11 protein-coding genes are annotated in these 16,923 nt (G+C 39.3%); 10 read left to right on the forward strand and 1 reads right to left on the reverse strand.

What is annotated here, in order from left to right; genetic code table 11:
• Window positions 1-8 precede the first annotated feature (8 nt).
• The 8 genes from JAZ75_RS18200 (at window position 9) to JAZ75_RS18235 (ending at window position 10,469) form a co-directional block, all read left to right on the forward strand.
• The gene (locus JAZ75_RS18200) at window positions 9-3,173 is read left to right on the forward strand and encodes an efflux RND transporter permease subunit (RefSeq protein ID WP_208697293.1); all 3,165 of its coding nucleotides are present in this window, start codon (window positions 9-11) and stop codon (window positions 3,171-3,173) included.
• 32 nt (window positions 3,174-3,205) lie between these two features.
• Complete coding sequence (locus tag JAZ75_RS18205; RefSeq protein WP_208697295.1) at window positions 3,206-4,624, forward strand: efflux transporter outer membrane subunit; 1,419 nt, start codon at window positions 3,206-3,208, stop codon at window positions 4,622-4,624.
• Window positions 4,625-4,845: 221 nt separating this feature from the next.
• Complete coding sequence (locus tag JAZ75_RS18210) at window positions 4,846-6,171, forward strand: inositol-3-phosphate synthase (RefSeq protein ID WP_208697297.1); 1,326 nt, start codon at window positions 4,846-4,848, stop codon at window positions 6,169-6,171.
• A gap of 65 nt (window positions 6,172-6,236) precedes the next feature.
• On the forward strand, window positions 6,237-6,950 hold the full coding sequence (locus tag JAZ75_RS18215) for an NDP-sugar synthase (protein ID WP_232789255.1): 714 nt from the start codon (window positions 6,237-6,239) through the stop codon (window positions 6,948-6,950).
• Window positions 6,947-7,855: a hypothetical protein gene (locus tag JAZ75_RS18220; protein ID WP_208697299.1), complete on the forward strand. Its 909-nt coding sequence runs from the start codon at window positions 6,947-6,949 to the stop codon at window positions 7,853-7,855. The genes JAZ75_RS18215 and JAZ75_RS18220 overlap by 4 nt, the downstream gene beginning before the upstream one ends.
• A complete protein-coding gene (locus tag JAZ75_RS18225) occupies window positions 7,848-8,783 on the forward strand; it encodes a CDP-alcohol phosphatidyltransferase family protein (protein ID WP_031289181.1) in 936 nt (311 codons plus the stop codon). Before JAZ75_RS18220 ends, JAZ75_RS18225 begins: the two co-directional genes overlap by 8 nt.
• Window positions 8,764-9,765, forward strand: coding sequence for a lysylphosphatidylglycerol synthase transmembrane domain-containing protein (locus JAZ75_RS18230; protein ID WP_208697300.1), 1,002 nt, complete (start codon window positions 8,764-8,766; stop codon window positions 9,763-9,765). Before JAZ75_RS18225 ends, JAZ75_RS18230 begins: the two co-directional genes overlap by 20 nt.
• On the forward strand, window positions 9,762-10,469 hold the full coding sequence (locus JAZ75_RS18235; RefSeq protein ID WP_232789256.1) for an HAD family hydrolase: 708 nt from the start codon (window positions 9,762-9,764) through the stop codon (window positions 10,467-10,469). The genes JAZ75_RS18230 and JAZ75_RS18235 overlap by 4 nt, the downstream gene beginning before the upstream one ends.
• A gap of 85 nt (window positions 10,470-10,554) precedes the next feature.
• Here JAZ75_RS18235 and JAZ75_RS18240 read toward each other — a convergent pair whose 3' ends face one another.
• Complete coding sequence (locus JAZ75_RS18240) at window positions 10,555-12,660, reverse strand: hypothetical protein (RefSeq protein ID WP_208697302.1); 2,106 nt, start codon at window positions 12,658-12,660, stop codon at window positions 10,555-10,557.
• 377 nt (window positions 12,661-13,037) lie between these two features.
• Between JAZ75_RS18240 and JAZ75_RS18245 the strand changes: the two genes are divergently transcribed.
• Window positions 13,038-16,175, forward strand: coding sequence for a GH92 family glycosyl hydrolase (locus JAZ75_RS18245; protein ID WP_021191433.1), 3,138 nt, complete (start codon window positions 13,038-13,040; stop codon window positions 16,173-16,175).
• Between the two features lie 198 nt (window positions 16,176-16,373).
• The gene (locus tag JAZ75_RS18250; protein WP_208697304.1) at window positions 16,374-16,838 is read left to right on the forward strand and encodes a helix-turn-helix domain-containing protein; all 465 of its coding nucleotides are present in this window, start codon (window positions 16,374-16,376) and stop codon (window positions 16,836-16,838) included.
• Window positions 16,839-16,923 lie beyond the last annotated feature (85 nt).

Below are 16,923 nucleotides of genomic sequence, written 5' to 3' on the forward strand. Positions count from 1 at the left end.
TAGTCATTATGTTAAAAAAAATAATTAAAAGGCCAGTATTGGCTACAGTTATATCCATATTGCTGGTTATTCTGGGAGTCGTGGCTATGCTCGGTTTACCCATTACCAAATTTCCTGAAATCGCCCCACCAAGTGTGACCGTAATGGCGACTTACCCAGGTGCCTCTGCCGAAGTAATTGCAAAGGCAGTAGCACCTCCATTAGAAAATGCCATCAATGGTGTAGAAAATATGGACTTTCTTACTTCTACATCCAGTAATGACGGTAGTTTGATGATTACTGTTGTTTTTAAATTAGGAACAGATCCGGATCAGGCCGCAGTAAACGTACAGAACCGAGTATCGCAAGCAACCAGTATGTTACCTGCAGAGGTTAATCAGATCGGTGTAAGCACACTAAAAAGACAGAATAGTATGGTGGCCATGGTTACGCTATACTCCGATGATAATAAATCAGACGAACTTTTTATAGAGAATTATGCTAAGATTAATATTGTTCCAGAGTTGAAGCGTATCACAGGAGTCGGTGATGCACAGGTATTCGGTAACAAAGATTACTCGATGCGCGTTTGGCTCAATCCAGCTCAGATGGCTTCCTATGATATCACGCCGCAAGAAGTGTCTGCTGCGATCCAGACTCAGAATATTGAAGCTGCTCCAGGAAGATTTGGAGAGAGTACCAAGGAAGCTGTAGAATATGTCATCCGATATAAAGGAAAGCTGGCTGAAGCAGCCGATTACGAAAATATTATCATACGCGCAAATGCAGATGGTTCCGTGTTGCGTCTGCAGGATGTGGCTAAAGTTGAGTTTGGGTCTTACACCAATACGGTTGCCACAGCGTATAATAAGAAACCGGCGATTATGATTGCCCTTTATCAGACAGCTGGTTCAAATGCTAATGCAGTCGAGATAGAGATGCAGGAACGTTTACAGGAGCTTTCAAAGTCGTTTCCCGCAGGTATTAAATATACTACGCCGTACTCTTCGAAGGAATCTTTAGATCAGTCTGTTGCTCAAGTTATCACCACCTTGCTAGAAGCTTTTGTACTCGTTTTTATTGTTGTATTTATCTTTTTACAGGATTTTAGATCGACATTAATTCCAGCGATTGCAGTTCCGGTTTCTATTGTTGGTACATTTTTCTTTATGCAACTGTTTGGATTTTCGATCAATCTACTGACCCTTTTTGCACTCGTACTTGCGATTGGGATCGTTGTCGATGATGCCATCGTTGTCGTAGAAGCAGTACATGCTAAAATGGAGAAGAAAAAGTTAAATGCAAAAGCGGCGACAATGTCTGCAATGAGTGAGATCACAGGCGCTATTATATCCATTACGCTTGTGATGTCGGCAGTATTTATACCCGTTGCTTTTATGGAAGGCCCTACAGGTGTGTTTTATCAACAATTTGCTTTGACCTTGGCAATGGCAATTCTGATCTCAGCAGTTAATGCACTAACCTTAAGTCCTGCATTATGTGCGTTATTATTAAAATCACACGATGGGCATCATGAGGAGAAGAAAACAAATTTTAAAGAACGTTTTTTCGCAGGATTTAATGCAGCTTTTAATAAACTGACATTTCGTTACGGTAAATCTGTCCTTTTCTTAATAAAACGTAAAACTGTGGCATTCTCAGGACTGGCTGTGCTATTGGTATTGTTTGTATGGATGTTCCGTACCACACCGACAGGTTTTATACCCGATGAGGATCAGAGTTTTTTAATGGCCATGGTCAATACGCCACCAGGTGCATCTTTAGATCGGACAACTAAAGCCATAACCGATGCAGAATTAGAAATTCAGAAACATCCTTCTGTAGAATCGGTGATCAGTATTTCGGGTTTAAATATGATGAGTTTTAGTACTTCTTCTTCTGCAGGGGTATTGATGATCCGCTTGAAACCACTCAAAGAAAGGGGAGAAGTTAAAGATATCAATCAAATTTTAGTTGCTCTTCAAGGACAGTTACAAGGAAATCAAAGTGCAAACTTCTTTGTATTGGGTATGCCGACTGTATCGGGTTTTGGTAATACTTCAGGATTAGAAGTTGTTCTACAAGATAAGACCGCTGGCAGTTTAAGTAAATTCAGTGAAACGGCCAATGGATATATGGGCGCATTGATGCAACGACCTGAGATCGCATTTGCCTTTACCACATTTAATGCATCCTATCCACAGTATGAAATGGTTGTTGACGAAATGAAGGCCAAACAGCTTCACGTGAATGTCTCCGATTTAATGACTTTGATGCAAGGATATTACGGAAGTATGCAAGCATCCGATTTCAATCGTTTTGGAAAGTATTACCGTGTTGTCATCCAGGCATCTCCTGAGTTTAGGTCAGATCCTTCCTCTTTAGATGGAATTATGCTTAAAAATCAATTGGGCCAGATGGTACCGATTAACAGTTTAGTACAATTAAAACCTGTATCTGGTCCAGAAACAGTAGAGCATTTTAATTTATTTAATGCCATTAACATTACCGCGATGCCAAAACCTGGGTATAGTACTGGTCAGGCGATGCAAGCTATAGATGAAGTTAGTGCCACTTTTTTACCCAATGGTTTTGCGCATGATTGGAAAGGAATGAGCCGTGAAGAAAAATCATCCAGTGGCCAGACTGCTGCTATTTTTGGATTATGTATTGTTTTTATATACTTCTTGTTATCAGCTCAATATGAAAGTTATATTCTGCCATGGGCAGTTTTGATCAGCATCCCCTGTGGTCTCTTGGGCGTATTTGTAGGAATTGGTTTTGCAGGTCTATCCAACAACATCTATGTACAGGTTGCTTTGGTTATGTTGATCGGACTACTGGCCAAAAATTCTATTTTGATTATTGAGTTTGCTATTCAGCGCAGACGCGCAGGAAAGAGTATCGTAGCCGCCGCTGTTGAAGGTGCAAAGGCAAGACTTAGACCGATTTTGATGACTTCACTCGCGTTTATAGCAGGTTTGATGCCGTTGTTGTTTGCAGTAGGGCCTTCGGCGATCGGGAACCATTCCATCGGTTATGCCGCAGTATTTGGTATGCTTGCAGGAACTGTGTTCGGGGTGTTTTTAACACCGGTCTTGTTCGTCGTGTTTCAGTACCTGCAGGAACGTATGAGTGGAAAGCCTGCGGAAGAAAGCGATTGGGAGTATGAAGAAACAGAAGTTTCACATTAAAAGTAAATCAAATGTTAAGCATTAACATAAATATGAATAAAATAAATATGACTTGCCTGTGTCTCACTTTAATGGTAACGGCTGCCTGTAAGTCTGTGAAATATGTTCCTAACCCAGTAGCAGTACCTGCAACATTTACGCAGGATAATCGAGTCATTGAAAGTAATAGCAGTTCCATTGCATCACTGTCATATAAAGAGTTCTTTAGTGATCAGATTTTATTAGATCTTATCGATACCGCGCTTTTGAAAAACAATAATCTACAGGTGGCTATTAAACAGATTGATATCGCAACCGAATCTATGAAACAGGCAAAATGGGGTGATTTACCACAGATTGGATTGTCAGCAGGAACGGGAACGGTAACCAGACCATCTGATAATAGTATGAATGGTATGATGGCTGGTCAATTTATGGGAAAAAAATACATGGAGGATTACACAACTGCAGTAAATATTTCTTGGGAGGCTGATATATGGGGTAAGATCAAGGGACGTAAAGAGATGGCGCTGACCAGTTATTTACAGACTCAGGAAGCGAGCAAGGCGATTCAAACGCGTCTGGTTAGTACGGTCGCACAAGGGTATTACAACTTGTTGATGCTGGATTTACAAAAAGATATCAGCTTAAAAAATTTAAACTTGATTGATAATATTCTGCAGATGACACGCGTGCAACATACTTTGGGGCTTACAACGCTACTGGCAGTGCAACAACAGGAAGGAAATAGAGATCTCATTTTAAAATCTATCCCTGTGCTGGACGAACAGATTATCATTCAGGAAAATGCTTTGCAGGCATTGACAGGTCGTATGCCCGGTCATATAGAAAGAAAAACTTCTTTAGTCACTTTACAGGCAAAAGATCATCTAGCAACAGGTGTTCCTGCTATGATGCTCGCTTTACGTCCGGATATAAGAACTGCAGAACTGGAAGTCCAAAAGTCATTCGCACAGGTGCATGTTTCTAAAGTAAGCATGTACCCGAGTTTAAATATTACAGCACAAGGAGGATTAAATGCCTTTAAAGCAAGTGATTGGTTCAATATCCCAGGTTCGTTATTTGGAGCCTTAACGGGTTCACTGACGCAACCAATAGTACAAGGTCGACAGCTAAAGACAGCTTTCAATCAGGCCAAAATAGCAAGTGCACAGGCGGAAATTCAGTTTAAAGAAAGTGTACTACAGGCAGTAGGTGAAGTATCCAATATTCTAGCCAGTATGGCATCTTTAAAAGAGCAGGAAGAAATATCACGCGGTCTGGTTGCCCGCAATCAGGAGATGATTCGAAATGCCGATATTCTCTTTAAGAATGATATGGCAACATATTTAGAGGTGATAGCAGCGCAGCAGAGTAAGTTGCAGGCCGAACTCGATAATGCAGCTATTAAGAGTCAAAGGCTCTACACTGAAGTCAATTTATACCGTGCCTTAGGAGGGGGTAGACATTAAAAGAATAGTACGTGGTAAGTCTATTATATCTGTTTAACGAGTGTCCTGAGCCCTAGCGCTTAGGACATTTTTAACAGTGAAAAGATAATTAAATTTTATTTAAACACAACAAAATCAAGTAATAAGTGTTTAACGATGTACTCTGGTAGCTTAAGACCAGAAAATCAATAATAACGAGAATTCTAATCCATTAATTTTAAATATCACTTAAATACAACAAAATGAAACAACAAGTGAATGAAGCAAAAGGTAAGCTGGGAATATTAATTCCGGGTCTGGGTGCAGTAGCCACCACATTGATCGCAGGTGTCGCAGGTATCAATAAGGGGTATTCAAAACCCATAGGTTCAGTATCACAATTGAGCCGCATTCGTTTAGGAAAACGTACAGAAGATAGAAATCCTTTGATTAAGGACTTCGTACCCTTGGCAAAATTAGAAGATATTGTGTTTGGAGGATGGGATGTATATGCCGATAATGTCTTTGAAGCAGCTTCAAAAGCACGTGTTTTAGAACCTTATCAATTGGAGCAAGTACGGGCGGAGTTGGAGCAAATTAAACCTATGAAGGCTGTTTTTGATCGTAATTTTGTTAAGAATCTCGATGGACAGCATATTAAAGAGGGACTTACACGAAGAGCTTTGGCCGATGCTGTACAAGCAGATATCCAGAACTTTAAAAAAGAAAATAACTGTGACCGTATCGTAGTACTTTGGTGTGGCTCAACTGAAAAATATATTGAAGGAAATGCTATTTTTGATAGTCTGAAAAATTTTGAAGATGCTTTGGATCAAAATGATCTGCGTATTCCACCTAGTATGATTTATGCATATGCAGCTTTAAAGCAGGGCGCACCTTATGTTAATGGCGCACCAAATTTAAGTTGTGACGTTCCTGCCATTGTGGAGTTAGCACAGTTGATGCAAGTAGCAATAGCGGGAAAAGATTTTAAAACAGGTCAGACTTTGATGAAAACAATTGTTGCTCCCGGTTTACAAGCTCGCGCATTAGGAGTTGACGGCTGGTTTTCAACCAATATTTTAGGAAATAGAGATGGACTTGTATTAGACGATCCGGAAAATTTCAAAACAAAAGAAGTTTCCAAGCTAAGTGTGCTTGAAGAGATTTTGGATGCCAAGAAAAACCCAGAGTTGTACGGTAATCTATATCATAAAGTACGTATCAACTATTACCCGCCACATGGCGATAATAAAGAAAGCTGGGATAATATTGATATTTTTGGATGGATGGGATACAAAATGCAGATAAAAATTAACTTTTTATGTCGTGATTCTATTCTGGCTGCGCCTGTCGCATTAGATCTAGCGTTATTTATAGATCTGGCACAGCGTGCAGGTATGTTCGGTATCCAAGAGTGGTTATCGTTCTATTTAAAATCTCCACAGACTGCTCCTGGATTACCTCCAGAGCACGATATTTTTAAACAGCTCATCAAGTTGCAAAACACGTTGCGCCATATGATGGGGGAAGATCTGATTACACACTTAGGTCTGGATTACTATCAAGAGCTAGTGGATAGCATGTAACGCATTATACAATTTACAACACCCTTGAAGTATTTTTAAATACTTTAAGGGTTTTATCAATTAAGATGGAGTACGCAATTATAGCTGCCGGTGAAGGGCAGCGGTTAAAGAAGGAAGGATTTAAGAAAGCAAAGCCTTTGCTGCCTTTATTAGGTGTTCCGATGATCGAGAGACTGATCAATATTTTTGCAACGCAGGGAGCCAGATCTGTTTTCATTATTATCAACGGAAAGAATAAAGAATTACATAAGTTTTTGGTCAAACATGAATTTAAAATTCCTATTCATTTGTTGATCAAAGATACCGTGAGTTCCTTACATAGTTTTGTTGCTCTGCAAGAAGCATTTCCCCATTGGGATTCCTGCTGTCTTACAACAACAGACACGGTGTTTGAACCGGATACCTTTGGCCAATATGTAGAGGCATTTCAGCAGGGAGATATGGACGGATTATTTGCTGTTACTCCTTTTGTTGATGACGAAAGCCCTTTATATGTGACCGTAAATAGCGATAATAGAATTGTTTGTTTTTCAGATAACAAATATCCGCAGGCAGCATTCGTATCGGGTGGTATTTATTGTTTACGAAAGAAAGCCATGCAGGCTGCTGTTGAATCCTTAGCCGCAGGCAATCAGCGCATGCGAAATTATCAGCGATTCCTTATCGATAAAGGATTTATGATCAAAGCGTATCCTTTTGCCAAAATTATTGATGTGGATCATCTACATGACAGGGAGACGGCTGAATATTTTTTAATGGAGCAAAAGAGCCAATCATGAGAGTATATGCAATACTAAGGAAAAATGATTTCTCGCCAAATCATGTTAATAATGATACAGCAATTTTTCAGGCAGTAATCGGATTACTGGAAAAAGAAGGTGTCAATATCACCCAGGTAACAGAAGATGATTTTCTTTCCCTGAAAGGTTATCAAAAAGAACCCATTATCACAATGGGAAGATCCAAAGCATTAGTGCGTTATTTGCAAGAGCTGGAGCGTAACGGCGTTTTGATTATCAACTCATCATTTGGAATCCAGAGCTGCTATCGGACTATTATGACAGAAAAACTGTTAGAAAATGATGTGCCTTATCCAGCAAGTGTAGTTGTTAATACCCACGATGATATAGGAGAGCTGTTTGATCATTTTGGCTTACCGGGTATATGGATAAAAAGAGGAGATTTTCATGCCGTTCATAAGGAAGATGTCAGTTTTGTAAGCACCAAGGACGAAGCAAATAATATATTGGCAGAATATGCTTTGCGTGGTATTGATGACGCTGTCGTATCGCAACATTTATTTGGCGATTTGGTAAAGTTTTATGCAGTCTCTGGGACTGATTTTTTCTATTGGTTTCATCCTTATGATCTAAATCATCATAAATACGCCGCTTATGAGCAAATAAACGGTGCAACAGCACATTACCCTTTTGATAATGAGGCTTTAAAACAGGCTGCGGAACGAGCGGCTGAAGTTTTGGGAGTCACTATCTATGGTGGAGATGCTATCGTACAAACTGATGGAAGTTTTCATATTATAGATTTAAACGATTGGCCAAGCTTTGCGCCCTGCAGAGAACAGGCCGCAGAAGCAATAGCCACTCATATTTTTGGAAAATTTTCTGAATTTATAGATCGGATGATCTTTAATGAAGAAGATAAAGATGATCGGAATTATGTCTAAATCAGAACATACATTATTTGAACAGTCACTCAAATCGAATGACACAGAAGAGCGAATCGATATTTGGTTTTACAGGCCGATAGGTTATCGTATCGCTAAGTTTTGTGCCCGAGTAGGAGTGACACCCAATGCCGTGACGATCACCAGTATATTTTTTGGTGTAGGAGCCGGGATTCTCTTTTATTACGGTGATCTATGGATCAATATCATCGGCATGCTCTTATTGGTATTTGCCAATTCTTTAGACAGTGCAGATGGACAGTTGGCCAGGATGACCGACAATAAAAGTCGGTTTGGAAGAATTTTAGATGGATTTGCAGGTGATTTCTGGTTTGCGGCCATTCATATTGCTTTATGTTTACGCTGTATGAATGAAGGTTGGTCAGCCTGGATTTGGGTACCAGGTGTTTTAGCGGGAGTATCCCATGTATTTCAATCAGCAATGGCTGACTATTATCGCAATGTCCATTTGTATTTTATAAAGGGAAAAGCAGGTAGTGAACTAGATAATTCGAAAGAGCTTCAGGCAGAGTTGGACAAAATGAGCTGGAAGAAAGACTTCTTTCAAAAATTCGTACTGAACGGCTATAAGAATTATACCACCATGCAGGAGAATTTTTCGCCAAAACTGCAACAGTTATTGCAGATGGTTAAGCGTAAGTATGCCGACCAGATGCCAGCATCATTTGTCAACGCATTTCGTATCCGTAACCGACCATTGATGAAGTATACCAATATCGTACAGTTTAATACACGCGTACTGTTTTTATTTCTATGGATCTTTATTGATCAAGTCTGGTTATATTTCTTTTTTGACATGTTTATTTTAAATCCGATACTGATCTATATGTGTAAAAGACAGGAGCAAGTAAGTGCTCATTTCATCGATCAATTAGCGACAAATCAATATGATGAAAAACATATATAAGCTTATTTTCTTGATCATTGGAATAGCTACACTTGCTTATATGATTTTCAGTATTGGTCCAGTAAATATTTGGAACAATCTGTTGCAGACCGGGTGGTGGTTTGTGCCCATATTACTAAGTTGGTTGGTGATCTATGTAATGAATGCTTTTGCTTTTAAATCAATCATTGAAGAACCGAACTTTCCTGAAACGAAACTGCCCTTTATCAAAATTCTACAGTTGACAGTAAGTGGCTACAGCATTAATTATGTTACACCCTTTGTCGCTTTAGGCGGCGAACCTTACCGTATTATGGAATTGAAACCACATTTGGGAGAAGCAAAAGCGAGCTCCTCGGTGCTGCTGTACGGTATGGTACATATTTTATCGCATATTGTTTTTTGGCTGGTGTCCATCTTTTTGATTCTAGCAGTAGTGCCCTTAAGTGCGAGCATGCTTATTGTCTGCTTATTTATTTTATTCTTTGGACTCGGTATTTTTTGGTCCTTTTCAAAAATTTATAAACGGGGATTTACAGTCACTATCGTACGCTTTTTTCAAAAGATTCCATTTGTAGGTAAGTACGCGCGTACATTTTATGAAGATAAAAAAACAGTACTCGAACATGTTGATCAGCAGATCCAAGATTTATATACACAGCGTAGACCACAATTTTTTGTAGCACTCTTTTGGGAATTTTTCGCTCGGGTTGTCGGTTGTGCCGAACTTTATTTTATTGGAGTAGCACTGGGACTCGATATAAGTGTGATTCAGGCTTTTATTGTTAGTTCAGGATCTTCGCTTTTCGCTAACCTGATCTTTTTTCTGCCTATGCAGCTGGGTACACGTGAAGGAGGATTGGCAATGGCAGTCACAAGTATTGGTTTCCCCGCATCGGTAGGTATATTTATGGGATTGGCAACCCGTATTCGTGAAATTATTTGGATTGGTATAGGGTTGATTTGGATGAGTATAGTCCGTAAAGATTATAAATTAAGATGATGAAAATAACAGGTATAAAGGGATTATTATTTGATTACGGCGGAACATTGGATACCAATGGAAGACATTGGGCAGCTGTTTTTTGGGAATATTATCAATTTTATGGAGTAGCGACCGATAAGTCCGGTTTCTATGATGCATATGTATATGCTGAACGAAAAATGGCTACAAATCCTATTATAAAGCCACTTTTTAATTTTAAAGATGTGCTTTTAGCTAAGATAACAGCACAATTTGAATATTTAAATATGACCTCTCTGGTAGATAGTGTCGGATTGCAAATTGTTAATGCCTGCAATAAACTAGTAGAAGATTGCCTTGATCACGTTAGGCCATTACTTGATACTTTATCGAAACAATATAAAATGGTGATGGTATCTAATTTTTATGGAAATCTGGAACATGTTTTAGAGCATTATCAGTTGCTGCATTATTTTGAGGCCGTTGTCGAATCTGCACGAGTTGGAGTACGTAAGCCTAACCCTGAAATCTATACTTTAGGTGTTTCAGCTTTAGGTATACCTGCAAATGCCTGTCTGGTGATTGGAGATTCCTATACCAAAGATATGGAACCGGGAAAAGTGAACGGTTGTCAAACACTTTGGTTGAATGGAGAAAGTTGGGAGGAACAACCGCTTCATTCAACTTCATCAGCAGACTATACCATAACAGATATAGCACAACTGAAGGAATTCTTGGTATAATTCCTTTTGTTGTATTTTGGAAATCTCCTTCACTGTTGGCTTTCTTGATTTCCGCCGACAGTGATTGGAGATTTTTATTTCGCTATTATTTTAGTGCTGGTAAAGGATTGAATCCTTCGGCACGAATTGACCAATTTCCATCCTTAGGGAATCCAGGATTTTTTGAGGATGAACCATCCCAACCACCGGCCATCATGGCAATTGCAGTTAGTAATCCACCATTTGATGGAAAATAGGGAAATGGACCACCTGTAGCTAAACCATGCTGGTCAAATTGAAAATTATTACTAGGGCGCAGTAGCAAATCGATCGCCAGTTCCGGATAGCCACAACGAGCAGCAGCCATAGTTAGCATGGGAAAGTCCCATCCCCATGTGCGATCAAAGTTCCAGGTTTCCAACACTTTTTTCAGTGTACGTTTGAATGTTTCTGGATCTACACCATCTCCTGGAAGCATGCCATAAGTACCAATTAGTCCAGGGTGTTCGTAATTATATTTTTTCCACATGTCTGGTATATTCTCATAAGTCTCATACAAGCCATTTTTTTGCGGTAGGGGGGCGAGTTTATCCTGTACATTTTTCCATTTTTTATTTGTTGGCATGCCAAGTCGCTCGCGCCACTGTTGTGCTAAGCGTAGTCCAGTACGCCAATAACTTAATTCAAATGTCGGATTTTTGGTTACTAATGGATCAGAATTTTCCGATACTAAGTATAGAGGAGGACCTAAATCAAATTGATTTTTTGTTTTGTCATACGAAGCATAATCTGCCATAAAATCTGCAGTTGCAAATACCACATCTCTCCATTTCGTTAATGTTTCCTTGTTCGTATGCAATCGATAATCGAGTTCCGCAAAATAAATGGGATGGGGTTGTTGCCATACAAGTGTCGCATGAATTAAGTCTGGCCAGTCTCGATCGATATCACCAGTACACTTGGGCCAGCGTACTCCTTGATATCCTTGATTGAGTGCCCTTTCTGTTGATGTTTTTAAAAAATTTTGATATGTCGAAAGACTTTTATCCCACAATGCCCATCTGTTCCAGAGCGCATAATGTACGCCATGCCACCAAATCATTTCGAAATGGAAACGACCAAACCAGCCATTATTGACCAGACCACTTTCTTGTGGAGGTAAAGAGCCCGACTCATTCAGTCGCATCAGGTATTGCGATAGTACAATTCTCCGTTCCAACTCTTTCCATCGCTGATCTTTGCTCTCAGATAGATCGATAGCAGCTCCAGAATTCCAGAATGCTTTCCATGATTTTTCACTTTCTTCAAAAAGGTTTGAAGTGATGGGTATCTGAATATCGTTAGTTTGATTTGAATAGAGACAAGTGAAGGAAAGTTTTGCAGTATCTTTTGGTATAAGTTCAAAACGATGCATTTGTTTTGTCTTTATCATCTGAGCATCAGTCGCCCATTTAATGGAAGCGCTATAATGTGTGCTATTCATTGTACGGTCTATACGTACAGAATTTTTTTCTAAACTCTGAAGTGTGGAAGTATGTTGATCACCGCCATCATATACGCCTAGGTAATTCTCATATCCTTGTTCTATGGCATAAGGAAATGCAAAGAAAACGGCGAGTTGCCCCTTTCCGATAAGTGCACTTTGAATCGATACCCCAATTGCATCGCTATCGGGATGACAAGCTGTTTTAACAAGGACCGGTACACCTTCAAACACAAAACTGCTGCTAATGATTCCTGTCCAGAGATCAACTTCTTGATGGGTATGTGCAATATCATTCTGATTTCCCAGTTTACCATCATTTCGAATTAGTTTGAAACCTATGCGTCCTAAATTGAAGCGATGCGGATTTGCAGCAAGCCAGTTGGATAGTTGTTCCTGTTTTGGATTTGGAAGATCGTATTGAACATCTTTGCCATTGGTTTTGAGAGTAGTCTTTTTGAAGTCACTTTCCTTCATACCTTTTGGTAAAGGACTATTGTGCCAACTCCAGTTTGATAAAGTGTTAAATGGTACAAATGTTTGTAAACCGGTAATATCTACTGCAAAAGCAAATTCGCCATTACCAACCTGTGCTGGACTCAACAGATCAAGTTTGTTGCTTACAATCCGATGTCTATCTACTACTGCTTTTCGATCAATAGCAATTTGTCCACAGGTTTGATGTAGAAAAAAAGGTATACATAGTAAGCAAAAGAAGAATCTTTTCATTATAATCGGTTTTGGACAATAAGATAAGCAATAAAACCCATTCCATTGTTAATCCAGTATGAATAAAAGCCCGTAATTGTCCATTTTTAGATATATGTATGTACAATCTAATATTTATTCTTGCATATGTACGTACAAAGTTTTATTATTGTATTATAGATGAGACGTGTGATGTTTATTAAGTGTGGTTTAATTTTAATTATACCTGCATGGCATCAATTGAAAGATCGAAATTTATTTTAAATCTTGTCAAATAATTACCCTTTAAACCAGTGATGATTGTGTCTATTTTTAATTGAATATTGTCGTTTTGATCCCATTTTTGAATTGGGTCAGAAAGCAGATGTTTTTTAAGAATAACCAATAAACTAAACAGTATGAATAAACGAAATAAATTTTTAATAGCAACAGGATTATTTTTTCTTGCTTTTGGACAGGAGGCATTAGCACAGCAAAATGTGATTTGGCAATTGGGTAAACCCGATGGTTCGAGTGCAGAGTTTGCATTAGCACCAGGAGATTATAAGAATTTTTTGGCTCATGATATGGGATATGAAGACAGACAGGTGATCATTGGTCAAAGTCAGCTAAATACAGAATTGCCCTATGTTCTTCCAGGGCCTGCAAACGAGTGGGGTGGTACAGGACCTACTTCAGGTTTACGAACACATTTTCTCAATTTCTATTACGCTTTGGATAAAGCATCTGGCAACGACCCTTATGTATTGGAAGTAGACCTTGTGAATTCGGATCCTAAAAATCACCCAACTTTGCAGTTATCTATTAATGGTCGAAATTATAATTATGACATTACTAATGGAGCCGGTACAGGAGAACCTGGAGTTGGAGCTTTGGGGAAGAAGAAACTCATCATAAAACCAGATCCATCTGTAATTCGCGCAGGATATAACCATATCACCTTAACCGTTTTGAAAGGTGGATGGGTAGAATTTGATTCTTTTCGTTTGCTGGGGCCAGCAAAATCCAAATTGATCACAAATTACGATGCTTTGGTAAAGCAGATCAAGGTTGCCGATTTTGAATCTAATGGTCCTAAAGGACGTATGCAGAATCTTTTGGTAGAGGTGCTTCGTTTAAAAAATGCCCAGCGTATCCGGATTCTTGTAGATGGTAAATCGGTCTATCAAGGAAGTTTAGACAAGGGCTTATCTATGCTAGAAGTGCCTCTTGATCCCGTCAAAAAACCAAAGCAAAGTATATGTGAAATTTACGTAAATGATAAATTAACAGATCGTTTGCAGGTGACACGAGCACCGAAAAGACTTGGAGGTGCCTCCGACTATGTTAATACAATGATCGGTACAGCTCATTCACGATGGATGATTGCCCCGGGACCCTGGATGCCATTTAGTATGGTGAAGATCAGTCCAGATAATCAAAATATTGGTTGGCAGGCAGGTTATGAACCCTCAATAGAATCGATCGGTACATTTAGTCATATCCACGAATGGACAATGGCAGGATTAGGAACCTTTCCTACATCAGGAAAACTGCAGGTTAAGGTTGGAGATCAGTACGAACCCGAATCAGGATATCGCTCACAGATTGATAAGACAACCGAACGTGCTCCATTAGGATCCTATCACGTCAAGTTGACCGATCACGATATCGATGTCGACATCACACAGACGACACGAGCAAGTTTTCAACGTTATACCTTCAACGGATCTGATACCGGCCGTGTAATGATCGACCTAAAAGCTAACGGCGAGTATCCTTACCAGATTCTAGATTATAAACTAAAGAAAGTATCAGACACTAAAATCATCGGGTATAGCAGTCAGCTATCTGAAAATGTGTGGTCTACCGATGCCAAGCAAGATTACATTGTTCATTTTGCAATCGAGTTCGATCGTCCCATCATGAACTTCGGAACATGGAAAGGTGACCAGGTCAGTTCTGGCCCAGATGGCGAAGGTAAGCAGGTGACAGAAGCTGGCATGTTTGTTGAATTTGATGTCAGGAAACAAAAAACAGTTCAATTACGCACAGGCATATCCTATGTGAGTATCGAAAATGCCGAAGAGAATTTGCATCAAGAAATCACCCAACCTTTTAAATGGTCTTTCGATCAGGTTGTAGCACATCAGCACGATGTTTGGAATGAGTTGCTCGACCGCTTGGAAATCACCTCCGACGATTATTTGGAGAAAGAGAAATTCTACACCAATATGTACCGTGCACTTGCCAGTAGAAACACGTTTAGCGATATTAACGGACAATGGCGAGATTCACGTGAAGTAGTTCGTACACTCACAAACAAGAATGATCTGGCACTTGGATGTGACGCATTCTGGAATACCTTTTGGAATCTGAATCAATTTTGGAATTTGGTGACTCCTGAATGGTCAAACAAATGGGTTAAATCACAATTAGCCATGTACGATGCCGATGGCTGGTTAGCTAAAGGACCAGCAGGAATGGAGTATATACCAGTGATGGTTGCAGAACATGAAATTCCGCTGATCGTCGGAGCATATCAGATGGGAATTCGTGATTATGATGTAGAAAAAGCTTTTACAGCAGTTAAGAAAATGCAGATGACCAGTCCTCTGAAATTTGAAGGCGGATTCGCGGGAAATAGAGATCTGGATGTGTATTTAAAATATAAATATGTACCATCAGATCTGGGCCGTTTTTCCAATAGTTTAGAATATAGCTATGATGACTGGACGGTAGGTCAGTTTGCCAAATCATTAAACAAAACTGACGATTATGCATATTTCAATGACCGGGGGACCTGGTGGAAAAATGCAATCGATCCTTCAACCGGCTATGCTCGGATGAAAGATTCAAAAGGCGAATGGTTAAAAGACTTTGATCCCTTTAAATCTGGAGCAAACCATCATTACGTAGAAGGTAATGCATGGCAATTAACCTTCTTTGTCCCTCAGGATCTACCTGGGCTTTCCAAATGGATCGGTGAAGATGTGCTGTTAAAGCGATTGGAATGGGGATTTGGAGAAAGTGAAAAATGGCGTTATAATGGGCCAAATGATCAATACTGGGATTACCCCGTTGTACAAGGTAATCAGCAATCGATGCATTTTGCCTATATTTTTAATTACATGAACAAACCTTGGCTCACGCAAAAATATAGCCGTTCTATCGCCGAAAGGTATTATGGACAAGGAATTTCCAATGCCTATCTCGGTGACGAAGATCAAGGACAGATGAGTGCATGGTATATCATGACTGCAATCGGTTTATTCCAGATGGATGGAGGAACCCGAAGCAAACCGGTATATGAAATTGGAAGCCCCATGTTCAAAGAGATCAAGATTAAACTGGATAACAGATACGGTAGAGGAAAGCAATTCGTGATCAAAGCCAATAACAGCAGCAAACAGAATATCTACGTGCAGGCCGCAACCCTGAATGGAAAGAAACTTGATACATTTTATTTTGATGCTTCCGAGCTTCTGAAAGGAGGAGAGCTTGTCCTAGAAATGGGATCTGAACCAAATAAACAGTGGGGGCTTATGCATCATTAAACCATTGATTCAGGTAGATTATACGTAATCATTGTTAAAAAGCTCATCTGCACTAAAATACAGATGAGCTTTTTAATGATTTTTTCATCCAATTCACGGGTTGCTATCATCAGCTACTATGCCGATAGGTAGCGCTTTTGCATCATCTATCGCTAAATCTGCAACATCGTTTAATGCTTTCAATCGATCAGCTTGCTGATGCAAAATCTTCAACAGTCATGCGAAGAGCATGGGCATTATAATGAAGATGTGAGAAGACATCTGGTTAATGCCATTATTGTCATAGCAGCAAGGAATATTGCGATTGTTAAACCAGAAAATATTTCACAGACTGCAGATACGCGCATACTGCAATTATTGGATTATATACAGGAAAATATACGGCAACCCGAATTTTTAAAAATAGGAGTAATGGCCGAAAAATTTGGACTATCTTCCACTTATCTCGGAAGCTATTTTCGTAAACAATGTCATGAATCTATACAAAAGTATATCTCTTCGTATCGGATCCGCTTAATAGAACATCGATTAAGGTTTAGTGATAAAAGAGTTCATGAGATTGCACATGAATTTGGATTTGCGGATGAAAGTCATATTAATAAGTTTTTTAAACGTCATCATGGACTGAGTTTAAAAAAATATAGAGAGAAAACGGCTGGATAACAAACCAGAAGCAGATATTTGAACGTAAGCTTATTGATTAAGAAAGAACTGAGTATGTAGTGTATTAAATTTACGGTGCCCCAAT

This window comes from Sphingobacterium sp. UDSM-2020 (assembly GCF_016132525.1).
GTDB classification, from domain to species: Bacteria; Bacteroidota; Bacteroidia; order Sphingobacteriales; family Sphingobacteriaceae; genus Sphingobacterium; species Sphingobacterium anhuiense.

Excerpts from the sequence above, each read along its gene's own strand:
- JAZ75_RS18225 (WP_031289181.1), top strand. The coding sequence starts at position 7,848 with ATGTCTAAATCAGAACATACATTATTTGAACAGTCACTCAAATCGAAT.
- JAZ75_RS18240 (WP_208697302.1), bottom strand. The coding sequence starts at position 12,660 with ATGAAAAGATTCTTCTTTTGCTTACTATGTATACCTTTTTTTCTACAT.
- JAZ75_RS18235 (WP_232789256.1), top strand. The coding sequence starts at position 9,762 with ATGATGAAAATAACAGGTATAAAGGGATTATTATTTGATTACGGCGGA.
- JAZ75_RS18215 (WP_232789255.1), top strand. The coding sequence starts at position 6,237 with ATGGAGTACGCAATTATAGCTGCCGGTGAAGGGCAGCGGTTAAAGAAG.
- JAZ75_RS18245 (WP_021191433.1), top strand. The coding sequence starts at position 13,038 with ATGAATAAACGAAATAAATTTTTAATAGCAACAGGATTATTTTTTCTT.
- JAZ75_RS18230 (WP_208697300.1), top strand. The coding sequence starts at position 8,764 with ATGATGAAAAACATATATAAGCTTATTTTCTTGATCATTGGAATAGCT.
- JAZ75_RS18205 (WP_208697295.1), top strand. The coding sequence starts at position 3,206 with ATGAATAAAATAAATATGACTTGCCTGTGTCTCACTTTAATGGTAACG.
- JAZ75_RS18250 (WP_208697304.1), top strand. The coding sequence starts at position 16,374 with ATGCAAAATCTTCAACAGTCATGCGAAGAGCATGGGCATTATAATGAA.
- JAZ75_RS18220 (WP_208697299.1), top strand. The coding sequence starts at position 6,947 with ATGAGAGTATATGCAATACTAAGGAAAAATGATTTCTCGCCAAATCAT.
- JAZ75_RS18210 (WP_208697297.1), top strand. The coding sequence starts at position 4,846 with ATGAAACAACAAGTGAATGAAGCAAAAGGTAAGCTGGGAATATTAATT.
- JAZ75_RS18200 (WP_208697293.1), top strand. The coding sequence starts at position 9 with ATGTTAAAAAAAATAATTAAAAGGCCAGTATTGGCTACAGTTATATCC.